General features: G+C 62.0%; 12 protein-coding genes and 1 pseudogene. 7 read left to right on the top strand and 6 right to left on the bottom strand.

All coding sequences use genetic code 11. The features are described 5' to 3' along the window. Window positions 1-19: 19 nt before the first annotated feature. Both MLC70_RS13740 and MLC70_RS13735 read right to left on the bottom strand, forming a co-directional pair. Window positions 20-1,279, bottom strand: a complete 1,260-nt coding sequence (locus MLC70_RS13740; protein ID WP_248184722.1) for a 3-hydroxyacyl-CoA dehydrogenase — start codon at window positions 1,277-1,279, stop codon at window positions 20-22. 17 nt (window positions 1,280-1,296) lie between these two features. Next, window positions 1,297-2,070, bottom strand: coding sequence for an IclR family transcriptional regulator (locus MLC70_RS13735; RefSeq protein ID WP_248184721.1), 774 nt, complete (start codon window positions 2,068-2,070; stop codon window positions 1,297-1,299). 162 nt (window positions 2,071-2,232) lie between these two features. Here MLC70_RS13735 and MLC70_RS13730 point away from each other — a divergent pair, with 162 nt between their 5' ends. The 5 genes and pseudogenes from MLC70_RS13730 to MLC70_RS13710 all read left to right on the top strand — a co-directional run. Beyond that, window positions 2,233-3,444, top strand: coding sequence for a 3-oxoadipyl-CoA thiolase (locus MLC70_RS13730; RefSeq protein WP_248184719.1), 1,212 nt, complete (start codon window positions 2,233-2,235; stop codon window positions 3,442-3,444). A 51-nt stretch (window positions 3,445-3,495) separates the two neighbouring features. After that, window positions 3,496-4,662 carry an acyl-CoA dehydrogenase gene (locus MLC70_RS13725; RefSeq protein ID WP_248184718.1) on the top strand — a complete coding sequence of 389 codons (1,167 nt, stop codon included), beginning with the start codon at window positions 3,496-3,498 and terminating at the stop codon, window positions 4,660-4,662. Between the two features lie 16 nt (window positions 4,663-4,678). After that, window positions 4,679-5,875, top strand: a complete 1,197-nt coding sequence (locus MLC70_RS13720) for an acyl-CoA dehydrogenase family protein (RefSeq protein ID WP_248184715.1) — start codon at window positions 4,679-4,681, stop codon at window positions 5,873-5,875. 10 nt (window positions 5,876-5,885) lie between these two features. After that, a complete protein-coding gene (locus MLC70_RS13715) occupies window positions 5,886-7,028 on the top strand; it encodes an acyl-CoA dehydrogenase family protein (protein WP_248184713.1) in 1,143 nt (380 codons plus the stop codon). Between the two features lie 121 nt (window positions 7,029-7,149). Next, window positions 7,150-7,731, top strand: a pseudogene (locus MLC70_RS13710) (hypothetical protein); the annotation flags it as partial. Between the two features lie 63 nt (window positions 7,732-7,794). Here the strand turns inward: MLC70_RS13710 and MLC70_RS13705 are convergent. After that, entirely contained in the window at window positions 7,795-9,177 is a 1,383-nt protein-coding gene (locus MLC70_RS13705) for a sodium-dependent transporter (protein ID WP_248184709.1), read from the bottom strand. A gap of 251 nt (window positions 9,178-9,428) precedes the next feature. On the opposite strand from MLC70_RS13705, the gene MLC70_RS13700 reads away from it, so the two are divergent. Continuing rightward, on the top strand, window positions 9,429-10,835 hold the full coding sequence (locus MLC70_RS13700) for an MATE family efflux transporter (RefSeq protein ID WP_248184708.1): 1,407 nt from the start codon (window positions 9,429-9,431) through the stop codon (window positions 10,833-10,835). On the opposite strand, the gene MLC70_RS13695 is transcribed toward MLC70_RS13700, so the two are convergent. Then, on the bottom strand, window positions 10,796-11,806 hold the full coding sequence (locus MLC70_RS13695; RefSeq protein WP_248184706.1) for a GGDEF domain-containing protein: 1,011 nt from the start codon (window positions 11,804-11,806) through the stop codon (window positions 10,796-10,798). The genes MLC70_RS13700 and MLC70_RS13695 overlap by 40 nt on opposite strands. 262 nt (window positions 11,807-12,068) lie before the next feature. On the opposite strand from MLC70_RS13695, the gene MLC70_RS13690 reads away from it, so the two are divergent. Then, the gene (locus MLC70_RS13690) at window positions 12,069-13,190 is read left to right on the top strand and encodes an HD-GYP domain-containing protein (RefSeq protein WP_248184705.1); all 1,122 of its coding nucleotides are present in this window, start codon (window positions 12,069-12,071) and stop codon (window positions 13,188-13,190) included. Between the two features lie 24 nt (window positions 13,191-13,214). On the opposite strand, the gene fghA is transcribed toward MLC70_RS13690, so the two are convergent. Continuing rightward, the gene (gene fghA / locus MLC70_RS13685; RefSeq protein WP_248184703.1) at window positions 13,215-14,060 is read right to left on the bottom strand and encodes an S-formylglutathione hydrolase; all 846 of its coding nucleotides are present in this window, start codon (window positions 14,058-14,060) and stop codon (window positions 13,215-13,217) included. A 28-nt stretch (window positions 14,061-14,088) separates the two neighbouring features. Then, window positions 14,089-14,520 (bottom strand): CBS domain-containing protein, encoded by a 432-nt coding sequence (locus MLC70_RS13680; protein WP_248184700.1) that lies wholly within the window; start codon window positions 14,518-14,520, stop codon window positions 14,089-14,091. Between the last annotated feature and the right edge of the window lie 28 nt (window positions 14,521-14,548).

The following is a 14,548-nucleotide window of genomic DNA, read 5'->3' as shown; positions in this document are numbered from 1 at the left end:
GTTCTGTTCCCCTGTGGTTTTAGTGATCGACGAAACCGCGGCCTTCCTGCGCCAGCTGCGCCAACAGCGGCGCCGGCCGCCATTGCTCCCCCCCGCGGGTATCATGGAAGCGGGTGATGGTTTCCAGAATGGTCTTCAGGCCGATGCTGTCGGCCCAGGTCATCGGGCCACCGAGATCCTTCGGGAAACCGTAGCCGTAGATCCACACGGTGTCGATGTCGGCCGGGCGATCCGCAATGCCTTCCTCAAGAATTTTGGCGCCCTCGTTGATCATCACGTACATGCAGCGCTCGAGAATTTCCTGATCACTAATCTCGCGCGGCGTTATGCCCTGCTCCCGACGGAAGTCGGCGATCAGCTGGTCCACCTGCGGGTCGGGGACAGGCGTGCGACTGCCTTCCTCGTACCGGTACACGCCGGCCCCGGTTTTCTGGCCCAGTCGGCCGTTCTCGGCCAGCTTGTCGAGCCAGCTGGCCGGCACGTCTTCACCGGACTTACGACGCTCCTCGCGGATGCGATAGCCCACGTCAATGCCGGCCAGATCGGACATGGCAAACTGTCCCATGGGATAACCCAGCCCGGTGAGCACCTGGTCCACCTGCTGCGGGCTGGCGCCTTCATTGACCAGCGCCACGGCCTCGGCGCCGCGCTTGTGCAACATGCGGTTACCTACAAAGCCGTAGCCGTTGCCGACCATCACCGCGACCTTACCAATCACCGGGGCAATCGCCATCACACTGGCCCTGACCTCGGCCGAGGTTTTCTCACCACGGACGTTTTCCAGCAATTTCATGACGTTGGCCGGGCTGAAGAAATGCATACCCACCACATCCTCCGGGCGTTCGGTGGCGGCGGCAATGGTATCGATGTCCAGCGTCGAGGTGTTGGTGGCCAGAATGGCGCCCGGCTTGCAGACCCGATCCAGCCGGGCAAAGATCTGCTGCTTGACCTCCATGTTCTCGAAGACCGCCTCAATCACCAGGTCGACATCCGCAAGGTCGTCATAGCTCAGGCTGGGGCGGATCAGCGCCATGCGTTCTTCCACCTGCTCGGGCGTGATGCGGCCTTTGCGGGCCGAATTCTCATAGTTGCGGCGTACCACGGCCAGCCCGCGGTCCAGTGCCTCCGATGCCGCCTCCACCAGGGTCACTTTGAGGCCGGCGTTGGCGAAGTTCATGGCGATACCACCACCCATGGTGCCGGCCCCGATGATACCCACCGTGGCGATCCTGCGGGGTTGCGCGGTTGAACCGGGCTGTGTTGGCGTGCGGTCAGTCATTGCTTGCTCCTTCTGCTTCAGGCCCCGAGAGCCTGAATGTCGCCCGCCAGGCCGGCAAGCCTTGGGGCGATGGTGTGTTTCAGCCGTTCGACGCCAATCTCATACGCCGGGGCGGCGCAGGTCAGTGCCATCTGGGTGCCGTCCTGCAAACCGATGGGCACACCGGCAGACACAATGTTCCGGTCCCACTCCCCCAGCGACAGGCAAAAGCCTTCCCGGTCATACATGGCCAGTGCGTCCAGCAGCCCGGGCTGCTTTTCCTGCCACTTTTCGGCGCCGTAATACGCCGCCAGTTCGTCCTGCAACTGCTCACGCCCTTTGGCACTGTGGCCGGCGATGAAGGCGCGGCCCGCTGACGTGGTGGCCAATGGCAGGCGCAACCCCAGATCCACCCGCAGCAACGCCTTGACCGGCGGCATGCGGTTTTCCACATAGATCATGTGCATGCGGTCACGGCAGGTCAGACCCACCGACATACCATACTCCCGCGCGAACTCATCCATGTAGGGTTTGGCCAGTTGCCGCACCCGCAGGTTGGCAACATAGGTATAGCCCAGCGACAGCACTTCGGACCCGAGCTGGTATTTGTCGGTATCCGGGTGCTGGTTCAGGTACCCCAGCCTGGTCAGAGTGTAGGTCATGCGGGAGACAGTCGGCTTGGGTAACCCGGTCAGCCGGGCAAGCTCCTGGTTGCCCATCATCACCGGGCCGTCACCAAACACCCGCAGGATGTTCAGGCCCCGTGCCAACGCTTCAACAAATTTTCGGTCTTTACCGGACTCGGTATCCATCTTGGTCACTCAACGGTTTTACGCAACGGTATCACTCAGTTTGAACGGTGGCTGCTTGCAATAGTGTGGCCCACACACTAATCTAAAATCCACTTTTTTAAAACCCGATTTCGCACAGCGAAATTAAAAGCACGATGACAGGTTCGACTGGAAGGCGGTGATATGAGCTCCGATGCATACATTTACGATGGCCTGCGCTCCCCGTTCGGCAAGTTCGGTGGCGCGCTGGCAGCGATTCGTCCGGATGATCTGCTCGCCCGGGTGATTGCGGCGCTGGTGGACCGCAACGGCTTCGAGCCCACGGAGTTCGAGGATGTCATTGCCGGCTGCACCAACCAGGCCGGAGAGGATGCCCGTAACATTGCCCGCAACGCCGCCCTGCTGGCCGGGCTGCCCCTGGAAACCGGTGGTCTGACTGTGAATCGGCTGTGTGGCTCGGGACTGGCGGCGGTGATGGATGCCGCTCGGGCTATCCGCTGCGGCGAGGGCGAACTGTTTGTGGCCGGCGGAGTTGAGAGCATGACCCGGGCACCGTTTGTGATCGCCAAAGGCGAAACGGCCTTCTCCCGCGCCTTCGAGGTGTTCGACTCCACCCTCGGCGCACGCTTTCCCAACCCCCGCCTGATCGAAGCGTTCGGCGGTGAGACCATGCCGGAAACCGCCGAGAACATCGCCAGCGAGCTGGCGCTGACCCGGGACAACATTGACCGCTTTGCCGCGCAAAGCCAGCAGCGCTATCAGGCTGCGCTGACCGCGGGCTTCTTCACTGACGAGATTACCCCGGTTGAGGTGCCCCGCGGGCGCAAGCAGCCGGCGGAGTCCGTGGACCGGGATGAGCATCCACGCCCCGGCTCGGATTTCGACGCGCTCACCGGTCTGAAACCTCTGTTCCCGGGTGGTGTGGTCACGGCCGGCAATGCCTCCGGTATCAACGATGGCGCCGCGGCCCTGATTCTGGGCTCGCAGGCCGCGGGCAAGCGGGCCGGCATCCGCCCCCGCGCGCGGATCGTCACCAATGCCATCGCCGGTGTACCGCCCCGGGTAATGGGGTTCGGCCCGGTACCGGCCAGCCAGAAAGCCCTGGCCCGTGCCGGACTAAGTCTGGCGGATATGGATGTGATTGAAATCAATGAAGCGTTCTCGGCCCAGGTGCTCGGGTGCGCCCACAAACTCGGCATCGACCAGAGCGACCCACGGCTCAACCCCAACGGTGGCGCCATTGCCGTTGGCCACCCGCTGGGGGCCTCCGGCGCGCGCCTGACCCTGACAGCACTGCGCCAGCTGGAACGCACCGGTGGTCGATATGCCCTGGTCAGCATGTGCATCGGTATCGGCCAGGGCATTGCCACCATCATCGAACGCATTGAACACTGATTGCCGACCCTGAGAGCGGCAACCCACTTTACCGGATTTCGGAGACGACTCATGAGCCAGGCACCCTGGAACGACCTATTGAACATCGACGGCTTGCTGGACGAATCGGAGCGCCAGGTGCGCGACAGCATTCGCGCCTTCTGCGACAAGCGCCTGATGCCCAGCATTCTCGAAGCCAACCGCCACGAGCAGTTCGATCGTCGCATTTTCAACGACATGGGTGAGCTGGGCATGCTCGGCGCCACCCTGCCGGAGGAATACGGCGGCCCCGGGCTGAGCCACGTCTGCTACGGCCTGATCGCCCGCGAAGTGGAGCGGGTGGACTCGGCCTATCGTTCGGCGCTGAGCGTGCAGTCGTCACTGGTGATGTACCCGATCTTTTCCTATGGCCAGGAAGCCCTCAAGCGGCGGATCCTGCCCAAGCTGGCTTCCGGCGAGCTGGTAGGCTCGTTCGGTCTGACCGAACCCAATCACGGTTCCGACCCCGGCAACATGGAAACCCGCGCCCGCAAGGTGGATGGCGGCTACCTGCTCAGCGGCTCGAAAACCTGGATCACCAACGCACCGATTGCCGATGTTTTCGTGGTGTGGGCAAAACTCGATGGCAAGGTGGCGGGCTTTGTGATCGAGCGCGGCGGCAAGGGTCTGGACACTCCCCGCATTGAAGGCAAGTTCTCGCTGCGGGCGTCGGAAACCGGCTCCATCTTCATGGACGACGTGTTTGTACCGGATGACAACAAACTGGATGTCGACGGTCTCAAGGGTCCGTTCAGCTGCCTCAACAAGGCCCGTTACGGCATCAGCTGGGGCTCCCTCGGGGCCGCTGAATTCTGCTGGCATGCCGCGCGCCAGTACACCCTGGATCGCAAACAGTTCGGCAAGCCGCTGGCGGCGAACCAGCTGGTGCAGAAGAAACTGGTGGATATGCAGACCGAAATCACTCTGGGCCTGCTGGCCGCTCTGCAGCTGGGTCGCATGATGGATCAGGGTATCGCCACCCCGGACGCGGTCTCGCTGCTGAAACGCAACAACTGCGGCAAGGCACTGGACATCGCCCGGGTCGCCCGGGACCTGCACGGCGGCAACGGCATCTCGGACGAATACCACGTGATTCGCCATGTGATGAATCTGGAATCGGTGAATACCTACGAAGGTACCCACGACATCCACGCGCTGATTCTCGGCCGTGGCCAAACCGGCCTGCAGGCCTTCAGCTGATTCCGGAGGCGACCCCATGAATCTGAACTACACACCCGAGGAGCTGGCGTTCCGCGACGAAGTGCGGGCCTTTCTCGAGGCCAGCCTGCCTGCCGATATCGCCGCCAGGGTCAAAGGCTATCGCCGGCTGACCAAAGCCGACCACCAGCGCTGGCAGCGCATCCTCAGTGCCCAGGGCTGGTACGCCAGCCACTGGCCGAAAGCTTACGGTGGCGTGGAATGGACCCCGGTACAGAAGCACATCTGGGATGAAGAGTCCGGGCGTTATGGTGTACCCCGCTCCATTCCGTTCGGCGTCAACATGGTGGCGCCGGTGATCATCCGGTTCGGCACCGAGGAGCAAAAGCGCACCTACCTGCCGCGCATTCTCAGCGGCGAAGACTGGTGGTGCCAGGGCTATTCCGAGCCGGGCGCCGGCTCCGACCTGGCGTCACTGAAAACCCGCGCGGTCCGTGACGGCGATCACTACGTGGTCAATGGCCAGAAAACCTGGACCACCCTGGGCCAGCACGCCAACTGGATTTTCTGCTTGGTGCGCACCAATACCGAGGTCAAGGCTCAGGAAGGCATCTCGTTCCTGCTGATCGACATGGCCACGCCCGGCATCACCGTGCGGCCGATCATCACCCTGGACGGCGAGCACGAGGTGAACGAGGTGTTTTTCGAGGATGTCCGGGTGCCGGTGGACAATCTGGTGGGCGAGGAAGACAAGGGCTGGACCTACGCCAAGTATCTGCTGACCTATGAGCGCACTGGCCTGGCCGGGATCGGGCTGTCCAAGGCGGCGCTGGAGCACCTCAAGGCGCTGGCGTCCCGCCGGCTCAGAAATGGCCGCCCGCTGCTGCAGGACCCCACCTTCAGCCAGCGCATTGCCCAGGTGGAGATTGACCTGATGGCGGCATCCATCAGCAACCTGCGCATCATCGCATCGGTGGAGGGTGGCGGCATGCCCGGCGCCGAGAGCTCGATGCTGAAGGTGCGAGGCACCGAAATCCGCCAGGCCATTACCGACCTGGCGCGTCGCGCACTGGGCCCCTACGCGCTGCCCTTTGTGGAAGAAGAGCTGAACCTGGAGTATGACGGCGAGTTCCTGTCGGATGAGCATGCCGCGCCGCTGGCGGCCCAGTATTTCAACAATCGCAAGTTGTCGATTTTCGGCGGATCCAACGAGATCCAGAAAAACATCGTGTCGAAAATGATTCTCGGGCTCTAAGGAGGCGACCATGGATTTCCAGCTCAACGAAGAGCAGCAGATGCTGCAGGACACCGTGGCGCGGCTGGTGCGCGGTGAATACAGTTTCGAAAAACGGCTGGCGTTCAGCGCCTCCGACCTGGGGTTCAGTGCCGATTTCTGGGCGCAGCTCAGCGAGCTCGGCCTGACCGCGGTGCCCTTTTCCGAATCCCTGGGCGGCTTTGGCGGCGGCGGCGTGGAGGTACAGTCGGTGATGACCGAGCTAGGGCGCGGCCTGTGCCTGGAGCCCTACCTGCAGTCGGTCATCCTCGCCGGCGGCCTGATCGCCCAGGCCGGCAGCAACAGCCAGAAAGAACGCTGGCTGGCGGGGATAGCCAGCGGAGAACAGAAAGCCGCGGTGGGCCTGCAGGAGCCCCAGAGTTTCTACGACCTGAACAGTGTGGAAACCCGCGCCGAACGCAACGGCGAGGGCTATGTCCTGAACGGCCGCAAGGCAGTGGTGATCGGCGGCCACTGCGCGGACCTGATCGTGGTGTCTGCCCGCACGGCCGGCGACACCGCGGATGCCGATGGCATCAGCCTGTTTGTGCTGTCTCCGGACACCGCCGGTGTGGAGCGCCGCAGCTACCCCACCATCGACGGCGCCAGAGGCTGTGATATCACCCTCAACCAGGTCCAGGTCAGCGCTGACGCACGGCTGGGCGAAGAGGGTCAGGCCGCAGGCGTGATCGAATACCAGGCCGGCCGGGCGATTGCCGCCCTGTGTGCCGAAGCCGTGGGGGTCATGGAGGTGGCCAACGAGCTGACGCTGGACTACCTCAAACAGCGCAAGCAGTTTGGCGTGCCCATCGGCAAGTTCCAGGTGCTGCAGCATCGCATGGTGGACATGATGTCGGAACTGGAGCAGGCCCGCTCCATGGCGATCCTTGCCGCCAGTGTTGCCGACGGTGACCAGAGCCTTGAGCGTCGCCGGGTGTTAGCCGCCGCCAAGAATGTGATTGGCCGCGCTGGCCAGTTCATTTCGGAAGCAGGTATCCAGTCCCACGGCGGCATTGGCATGACCTGGGAGTACAATTTCGCCCACTACGCCAAGCGGCTGATCGCCATCAATCATCAACTCGGCGACGACGACTTTCATCTCGAGCGCTACGCCTCACTCTCGTACGCCCACTGACAAGGCCTCTCAGGGGCGGCGTAAACCGCCGCTCCGGAGTTGCGCGTTTCAGGAACCAGCGTCTATTTTATAGACACGCCCCCGGCACACGGATTCGGGGGCACCCTGATCACGGAGGACATTCATGAAACGCGTTACTTTATCCTGCCTGGCTCTCGCCCTCGCCCTGCTGTTGCCACTCGGCGCCAACGCTGACAGCCTGACCGATGAGCGGGTCCGTGCCTTTATCAACACCCTGCAAGACGCCGAGACCCTGGAAGACGACTTCGAGGAGCTCAATCAGGAACTGCCGAACTCGGAAGGCATGGCCGAAATGCCGGATTTCTCGACGATCTTCTCCGATTCCGTGGCGCAGATGCGGGGCCACGAAACCTACGATCGTATGGAAGTCATTGTGGCGGATCATGGCTTTGATTCCATGGAAGAATGGGGCGCTACCGGTGACCGTGTGTTCCAGGCCTGGATGGCCATCGAAATGGAGGACCAGCATCCCGAAATGGCCCGGGAAATGGCCGGCGTGATGGACGAAATCAACAACAACCCCAACCTGAGCGAAGCTCAGAAAGAACAGATGCGGGCGATGATGGGGGGGGCAACGTCGGCAATGGAAACCGCCAGACAGGCTCCGGAGGCGGACAAGCGGGCCGTGCGACCCCACATGGACACGCTGCGGGCAGTCACCGCATCTGACGGCGACTATTAACGGGACTTCGTTCGGAAGAGAAAAAAGGGGGCGGCACCATGTGCCACCCCCTTTTTTTACGGGTTATGCCAGCAGGTTGTAGGCAAACACGATAGCCACCGCAATGGGTGTCACGTAACGGATCAGGTTGTACCAGAGGGTAAAGCTGCCGCCCTCCAGTGCCAGATCCACTTTCAGGGATTCTTTCGCCACGAACCAGCCAACGAAGACTGCGGTCAGCAGGCCGGACAGCGGCAACATGACGTTCGCCGTAAAGAAATCCAGCAGATCAAAGATGGTCATACCGGCAAAACGCTCGAACATGCCCAGCGGTGCGAACCCGGACCATTCGTTGAGGGACAGGATCGACGCCACACCCAGCAGCCAGCAGGCACCGCCCACCAGAACAGCGCTGCCAGAGCGTCCCACGGACAGGTTCTCTTCCACCCATTCCACGACCGGCTCCAACAGGGAGATGCCGGAAGTCCAGGCGGCAAACAGCAGCAGCACGAAGAACAGCGTGCCAAACAGGCCGCCCATGGGCATCTGGCCAAACGCCAGCGGCAGGGTCTGGAAAATCAGACCCGGGCCGGCACCGGCTTCCAGGCCGTTGGCAAAGACCACCGGGAAAATAGCCAGGCCCGCCAGCAGGGCCACAACGGTATCCATAATAGAGACGGTCACGGCGGTACGGCCAATGGACACATCACGACTGAGGTAGGAGCCGTACGCCATCATGATGGCCATACCCAGGCTGAGGGTGAAGAATGCGTGGCCCAGGGCAATCAACACACCGTCGACAGTCAGCGCACTGAAGTCGGGGGTGAACAGGAAACTCACCGCCTGGCCAAAGCCGTCTGTGGTGGCCGCGTAACCGACGGTAATCAGCAGCAGCACGAACAGCGCCGGCATCAGGATATTCACCGCCCGCTCGAGGCCGGACTTGAGACCCCGGGCCACCACCACAATGATCAGCGCCATGAACAGTGTGTGCCAGGCCAGCAACACGCCCGGGCTGGCAAGCAGATCACCAAACAGGGTGCCAATGGCGTCAGCACTCTGGCCGGTGAAGTCGCCGGTCGCGGCGTGCCCGATGTACGCCGCAGCCCAACCGCCGATCACGGAATAGAACGACAGGATAATAAACGCGGCCAGTACGCCCACAATCGCGGACACCCGCCACGCCGGTGATGCCAGGTTGCGCTCGGCTACCAGGCGAAAGCTGGCGATCGGGTTGTGGCGACCGTTCCGGCCAATAAAGACCTCGGCCATCATGATGGGAATACCGATAATGGCGATGCACAACAGGTACACCATCACAAAAGCGCCACCCCCGTTCTCACCGGTCACATAGGGGAACTTCCAGATATTGCCGAGGCCCACAGCGGAGCCGGTCGCGGCCAGAATAAAGGCCAGCCGCGAGGACCACATGCCGCGCTGGGGTGCGGCCGGGTTGTTGTCAGTCATGTTTTCATCCTGTGCGTTTGGGCTGAGGAATCGTGTCAAAAAAGGCGTGCCGGCAGCGTCGCGCCAGCCATTGGGCGGGGATTTTGCCAGTACTGGCGCGCGGATGCCAGTTCGCAGACTCCCGGCCGCAAAGACCACTACGAGGTAATGGAAAGGCGCAATGCCCGCATGGGCGACGATGGGGTAAGATGCCCGCGTTCGGCTTCTAGCCTTTTCATACCATTCACCCGATGCAAGGCCCGCTCTCGCCCATGGACGATATCCATCAGCCACTCCCGGCGACCCGACAGCCCCTGATACGGCGCACGTTCACCGAGTGGAAAACCCTCGCCATCCTGGGGGGGCCGATCCTCATTGCTCAGGTAGCGCAAATGGCCAACGGCGTCATTGATACCGTGATGGCCGGCCATGCCAGCGCAGAAGATCTGGCCGCCGTCGGCATCGGCAGCAGCCTGTGGATGCCGTTGTTCCTGTTTTTCATGGGGTTGCTGGGCGCGCTGCAGCCCATCATTTCCGGATACAACGGCGCCCGCACGACAGAGAAAATCATGCCGGCCACCTGGCAGGGGCTGTACATCGCGGCGGCCGGGTCGGTCATCATGATCCTGCTGCTGACCCATGTGCACCCGGTACTCAGTCTGCTCAACCTCGAACCGCGCACCGCCGGCATCACCCAGGGCTATCTCGACGCGTTCGCCTGGGGGGTGCCGGCGATGCTGCTGATGACGGCACTGCGGGGGCTCACCGATGGCCTGGGTCACACCCGCGTGATCATGGCGTTCTCGGTGCTGAGCACGCTGATCAACCTGCCACTGAACTACATTTTCATTTACGGGAAACTGGGACTGCCGGCCATGGGTGGCGTGGGCTGCGGTTGGGCCACGTCGTTGTCCAACGGTACCGCCGCCATTGCGCTGCTGGTGTATCTCAACCGCAGTGCAGTCTACAGGCATTTTCATTTGCTGGCCGACTGGGCAAAACCGGACCTGGCGGGTATTCGCTACGTGCTAAAACTGGGCATTCCCATCGGCTTTACCATCTTTGTCGAGGCCAGCCTGTTTTCGGTGATCGCCCTGTTCCTGGCGCCACTGGGGCCGGTGGTGGTTGCCGGGCACCAGATCGCCCTGAACGTGGTGTCGTTGCTGTTCATGTTGCCACTGAGCATTGGCATGGCGCTGACACTGCGGGTCAGCTTCCTGATCGGCGCCGGCGCTCCCGATACCGCCCGCCTGATCTCCCGCAGTTCGCTGATCCTGGCGTCGGCGGTGGCGCTGGTGTTCGCGATCCTGCTGTTTGTGTTTTCCGAGGGAATTGCAGCGCTCTACACCAGCGATGCCGCGGTTCAGGACGTGACCATCAGCCTGCTGGTGTTTGCCGCGTTTTTCCAGATCGCCGACGTGATTCAGGTCACCTGCATCAGCGCCTTGCGAGGATACAAGGACACCGCCATCCCGATGCTGATCATGCTGTTCTCGTTCTGGGGCGTGGGACTGCCGCTGGGCTATGTACTGACCTTCACCGACTGGCTGGTGCCGGCCATGGGGGCAGCAGGATTCTGGGTAGGGCTGACCGGCGGGCTGGCTTCCGCCGGTGTGTTGCTCGGGCTCAGACTGTTTCTTTACGCGCCCGCCGCAGTGCCCAGCTCGCCTCGCTCCTGATCAGCAAACACGACCCGGTCGCGACCGGTTTCCTTGGCTCGGTACAAGGCCGCATCGGCCCGGGCCAGCCAGGCATCCACCGACTCGCCCGGCCGTAGGCTGGCAACACCGAACGACACCGTGACCGGCCCACCGGGGCAGTGCATGTACTTGCGCAATACCTGTTGGAGATTGTGCACCACCGCCCGCAGCCCGGTGCTGTCGACACCGGGCAACAGCAACACGAATTCCTCGCCACCATAACGGAACAGCTGGTCCGTTTTGCGGGTATTCTGCTCGATCATCGCCACCAGTTCCGACAGCACCTGATCGCCCACGCCGTGGCCATAGGTGTCGTTAATGCGCTTGAAGTGGTCAATATCCAACAGCGCCAAACCGTAGGAGGTCCGGTTGCGGTCGGCGCTGTACAGCGCCAGTTTCAGCTCTTCGTCCATGGAGCGACGGTTCTTGACACCGGTCAGGGGATCAATGGTGGCCAGATGTTCCAGCCGGCGGCGCTGATCGTCATTGCGGTAGGCAAACACGTAGGCGCAGGCACTGACCACAAACGCGGTGGCGGCGAACGACCACATCTGCAGATCGGAATTAAATGCCATGCCGTGGACCAGCAGCGCCACAACCGACGCTATGTTGATGAACGTGGCAATCTTCGGGCTGGTCAGGAAGAACGACGTCACCAGGCATGGGTAGAGCCAGAACAGCCCCGGTTCTCCGACCACGACCCCGACAATCACCGCACCACTGCAGCAGAGCACCGCCAGGAACAGGCCACTGCGGCGAGTGTCGCCGGTGATCCAGGCATAAGCCAGGGTGCCAACGATCCCGAACAGGATACCGGTGTCCACAACACCGGCAACGAAATTGCCCCGCAGGAACCGCATGATGGCGAAAGGCGTAATCCCGAGGATTGCGCTCGCGCCAAGCATTGTAATGATCGATAACCGGAAGTCGGTTTTCAGGCGGTAAAACATGCAGCGTCCAGTTCGGTCTTGTTGTCAGGTGCAGCATACTGGGCCCCGCAAATACCCGGGCCCATCACAACGCTTTCTTAGAATACCGCAAGCGCATTGAACGTTCGCTGCACCACTACCAAATTTAACAAAATTAGACGCCGGCCAGTGGTTTGTTCTCTTGCGGCTACGCCACAACATCCTGCAGACATGCGTATGGAGTTGAACATCGATTCAGAGTTAGAATCGAGCATCTGAAAAACAACATTCTGGGAAACAATCCGTGTCGACTCTTGTTCGTATCGCCCCCGGCGCTCTGGTGGTGGGCAAACCCCTGCCGTGGACCGTCTATGATGCCGACGGCACTGTGCTGCTGTGCCAGGGCTATGTGATTCAGAGCAACATGCAGCTGGAGCAGCTTTTCGAACGCGGACTGTTCCATCCGCGGGTCATTGAGCGCGCCCAGGACGAGCCGAACGCCACCGGGCAACTGAACCCCTTCGCGGAATACCCGATACTCCTGAAAACCCTGGAAACCACGCTTAAGGCGATCACCGCGGGCGAGGAAAACGCCCTCAAACGGTTGCTGGGGCTGACCCGGGTAATCGAACGCATCTGCGACGAATCCCCGGATGCCAGCCTCGCACTGGTCCACCTGTATTCCGTCGAACCCACCATTCACGAACAGATCCTGTTCTACGGCCTTCTGTGCCACTCCGTCGCCCGCGCCTTTGGCCTCAACAAGGCCCGCACCAGCATGCTCACCAGTGCAGCGCTGGTCGCTAACATCGGCCTGGTGCCGGTAGCGGATCAACTCAACGCCTCGCGCATGATTCTCAACGACGAGCAGCGCGCGGTCATCCGCAAGCATCCCCAACGCAGTATGCAGGCACTTCATGCCGCAGGTATCCGCAACAAGGCGCTGCTCGAGATCATCGCCCAGCACCATGAACAGGCTGACGGAACCGGCTACCCGAAGGGCCTGAGCGGCACCGACATCTGCGCGGAAGCAGAGATGCTGTCGTTAGCCGAGCGCTACGTGGCAATGATCACCAAGCGCGCCTACCGTGAACGGATGAACGCCACCGACGCCCGCAAACTGATCGCTTCCCTGGCGGACGGTCAGATCCTGCGTCCGGCCATCCCCCGGGCCCTGCTGACCATTCTGACCGACTATCCGCCCGGTACCCTGGTGCGCCTGAGCAATGACGAGGTGGGGTTGGTTACCCGCCGCCCGGTGCGGCACCGCGGGCCCTTTGTTCAGGCCATCTTCAGCCCCAAAGGCAAGCGCTACAGCCATACGATCGAGCGCGACTGCAGTGAACCGCTGTACAGCGTTCTGGCCCTGGAAGAACCTGAAGTCATGCCGTCCATGGACTTCAGTCTGCTGTGGGGACTTTCCTGACCGCGCCAACAATGCCGGGACGTTTTACGTCAAACCCAGCGCGGCGCCGTGGTGATCCAGGTGATCATCAATAAACGAGGCAATGAAGAAGTAGCTGTGGTCGTAGCCACGGTGCATCCGCAGGTTGATGTGGTGATGTGCTTTCTCGCAGGCATCCGCGAGCGCTTCGGGATTCAGCTGGGTTTCGAGAAACTCATCCGCCGTGCCCTGATCAATCAGTAGCGGCAGCCGTTCCCGTGCGGTCGGAATCAGTAACGTGGCGTCCCACTCCTCCCAGCGGCTCCGATCCTCCCCCAGATAGCCGGTAAAGGCTTTTTGCCCCCAGGCACACTCCGTCGGATTGGAGATCGGGGCAAACGCCGACACCGAGGCATAGTGCCCGGGATTTTTCAGGGCGCAAATCAGTGCTCCGTGGCCGCCCATGGAATGACCGCTGATGGACCGCCGGTCCGTCACCGGCAGTTCTGCCTCCACCATTTGCGGCAGTTCGCGGGTCACGTAATCGTACATCCGGTAGTGGGGCGCCCAGGGCTGCTCGGTGGCGTTGATGTAGAAGCCGGCTCCGCTGCCGAAATCGTAGCTGTCGTCCTCGCCGGGCAAACCGAGCCCCCGGGGACTGGTGTCGGGACAGACAATGGCCATGCCCAGCCGGGCTGCGCGTTTCTGGGCGCCCGCCTTCTGCATGAAGTTCTGGTCGGTGCAGGTCAGCCCTGACAGCCAGTACAGCACCGGAACCTTGCGTGGCTGGCTGCCAACGGCGGCCGGTGGCAGGAAAACGGCAAATTCCATGTCGCAGCCCAGGGCCGCAGAGGTATGCCGGTAACGACGGTGTTCACCCTCGAAACAGGCGGTGGTCGATAGCAGTTCCATGGTGTCCTCGGTCGGTTGTCAGCGCAGGTCAGTCTTCCGCCGCAGCAAACTTTGGAAGCTCGATGCCGCAGCCGGATCTGGCCAGTTCCGCCAGTATGGCTGTGCGGGTCACTATACCAATCAGCCGGCCATGATCCACCACCGGAAACACCTTGGGCTTTCCAGCACCCAGATTCTGGGCCAGGTCCACCATCGCCATTTCCGGCGAAATGGTGATCGGCTCGCGGAACATGACGTCGTCCACGATGGGATCCCCCTCGCAATGGTAATTGCTGACCAGCAGCGCGTGGATGCAGTCCTGCTCGGAAATGAAGCCAATCACCTTACGATGGTCATCCACCACCGGCAACCCGCTGACGTGATTCTGCAGCAGCACTTTTACCACCCGCGTAAGGGCTGTACCACATCGCACAGGCTCGATGTGATTCCACATGACATCCGATACTTTCAATGAGCGCATGGGTAACTCTCCTCACCCGTTATCCAGT

The organism is Marinobacter goseongensis (genome assembly GCF_023156235.1).
GTDB lineage: Bacteria > Pseudomonadota > Gammaproteobacteria > Pseudomonadales > Oleiphilaceae > Marinobacter > Marinobacter goseongensis.
Note: the sequence above shows the minus strand (reverse complement) of the source record. Positions and strands in the feature narration are given on the sequence as shown.

What these genes read in the sequence shown, in the direction of transcription:
- MLC70_RS13740 (WP_248184722.1), bottom strand. Translation starts at nt 1,279, where the DNA reads ATGACTGACCGCACGCCAACACAGCCCGGTTCAACCGCGCAACCCCGC.
- MLC70_RS13735 (WP_248184721.1), bottom strand. Translation starts at nt 2,070, where the DNA reads ATGGATACCGAGTCCGGTAAAGACCGAAAATTTGTTGAAGCGTTGGCA.
- MLC70_RS13730 (WP_248184719.1), top strand. Translation starts at nt 2,233, where the DNA reads ATGAGCTCCGATGCATACATTTACGATGGCCTGCGCTCCCCGTTCGGC.
- MLC70_RS13725 (WP_248184718.1), top strand. Translation starts at nt 3,496, where the DNA reads ATGAGCCAGGCACCCTGGAACGACCTATTGAACATCGACGGCTTGCTG.
- MLC70_RS13720 (WP_248184715.1), top strand. Translation starts at nt 4,679, where the DNA reads ATGAATCTGAACTACACACCCGAGGAGCTGGCGTTCCGCGACGAAGTG.
- MLC70_RS13715 (WP_248184713.1), top strand. Translation starts at nt 5,886, where the DNA reads ATGGATTTCCAGCTCAACGAAGAGCAGCAGATGCTGCAGGACACCGTG.
- MLC70_RS13705 (WP_248184709.1), bottom strand. Translation starts at nt 9,177, where the DNA reads ATGACTGACAACAACCCGGCCGCACCCCAGCGCGGCATGTGGTCCTCG.
- MLC70_RS13700 (WP_248184708.1), top strand. Translation starts at nt 9,429, where the DNA reads ATGGACGATATCCATCAGCCACTCCCGGCGACCCGACAGCCCCTGATA.
- MLC70_RS13695 (WP_248184706.1), bottom strand. Translation starts at nt 11,806, where the DNA reads ATGTTTTACCGCCTGAAAACCGACTTCCGGTTATCGATCATTACAATG.
- fghA (WP_248184703.1), bottom strand. Translation starts at nt 14,060, where the DNA reads ATGGAACTGCTATCGACCACCGCCTGTTTCGAGGGTGAACACCGTCGT.
- MLC70_RS13680 (WP_248184700.1), bottom strand. Translation starts at nt 14,520, where the DNA reads ATGCGCTCATTGAAAGTATCGGATGTCATGTGGAATCACATCGAGCCT.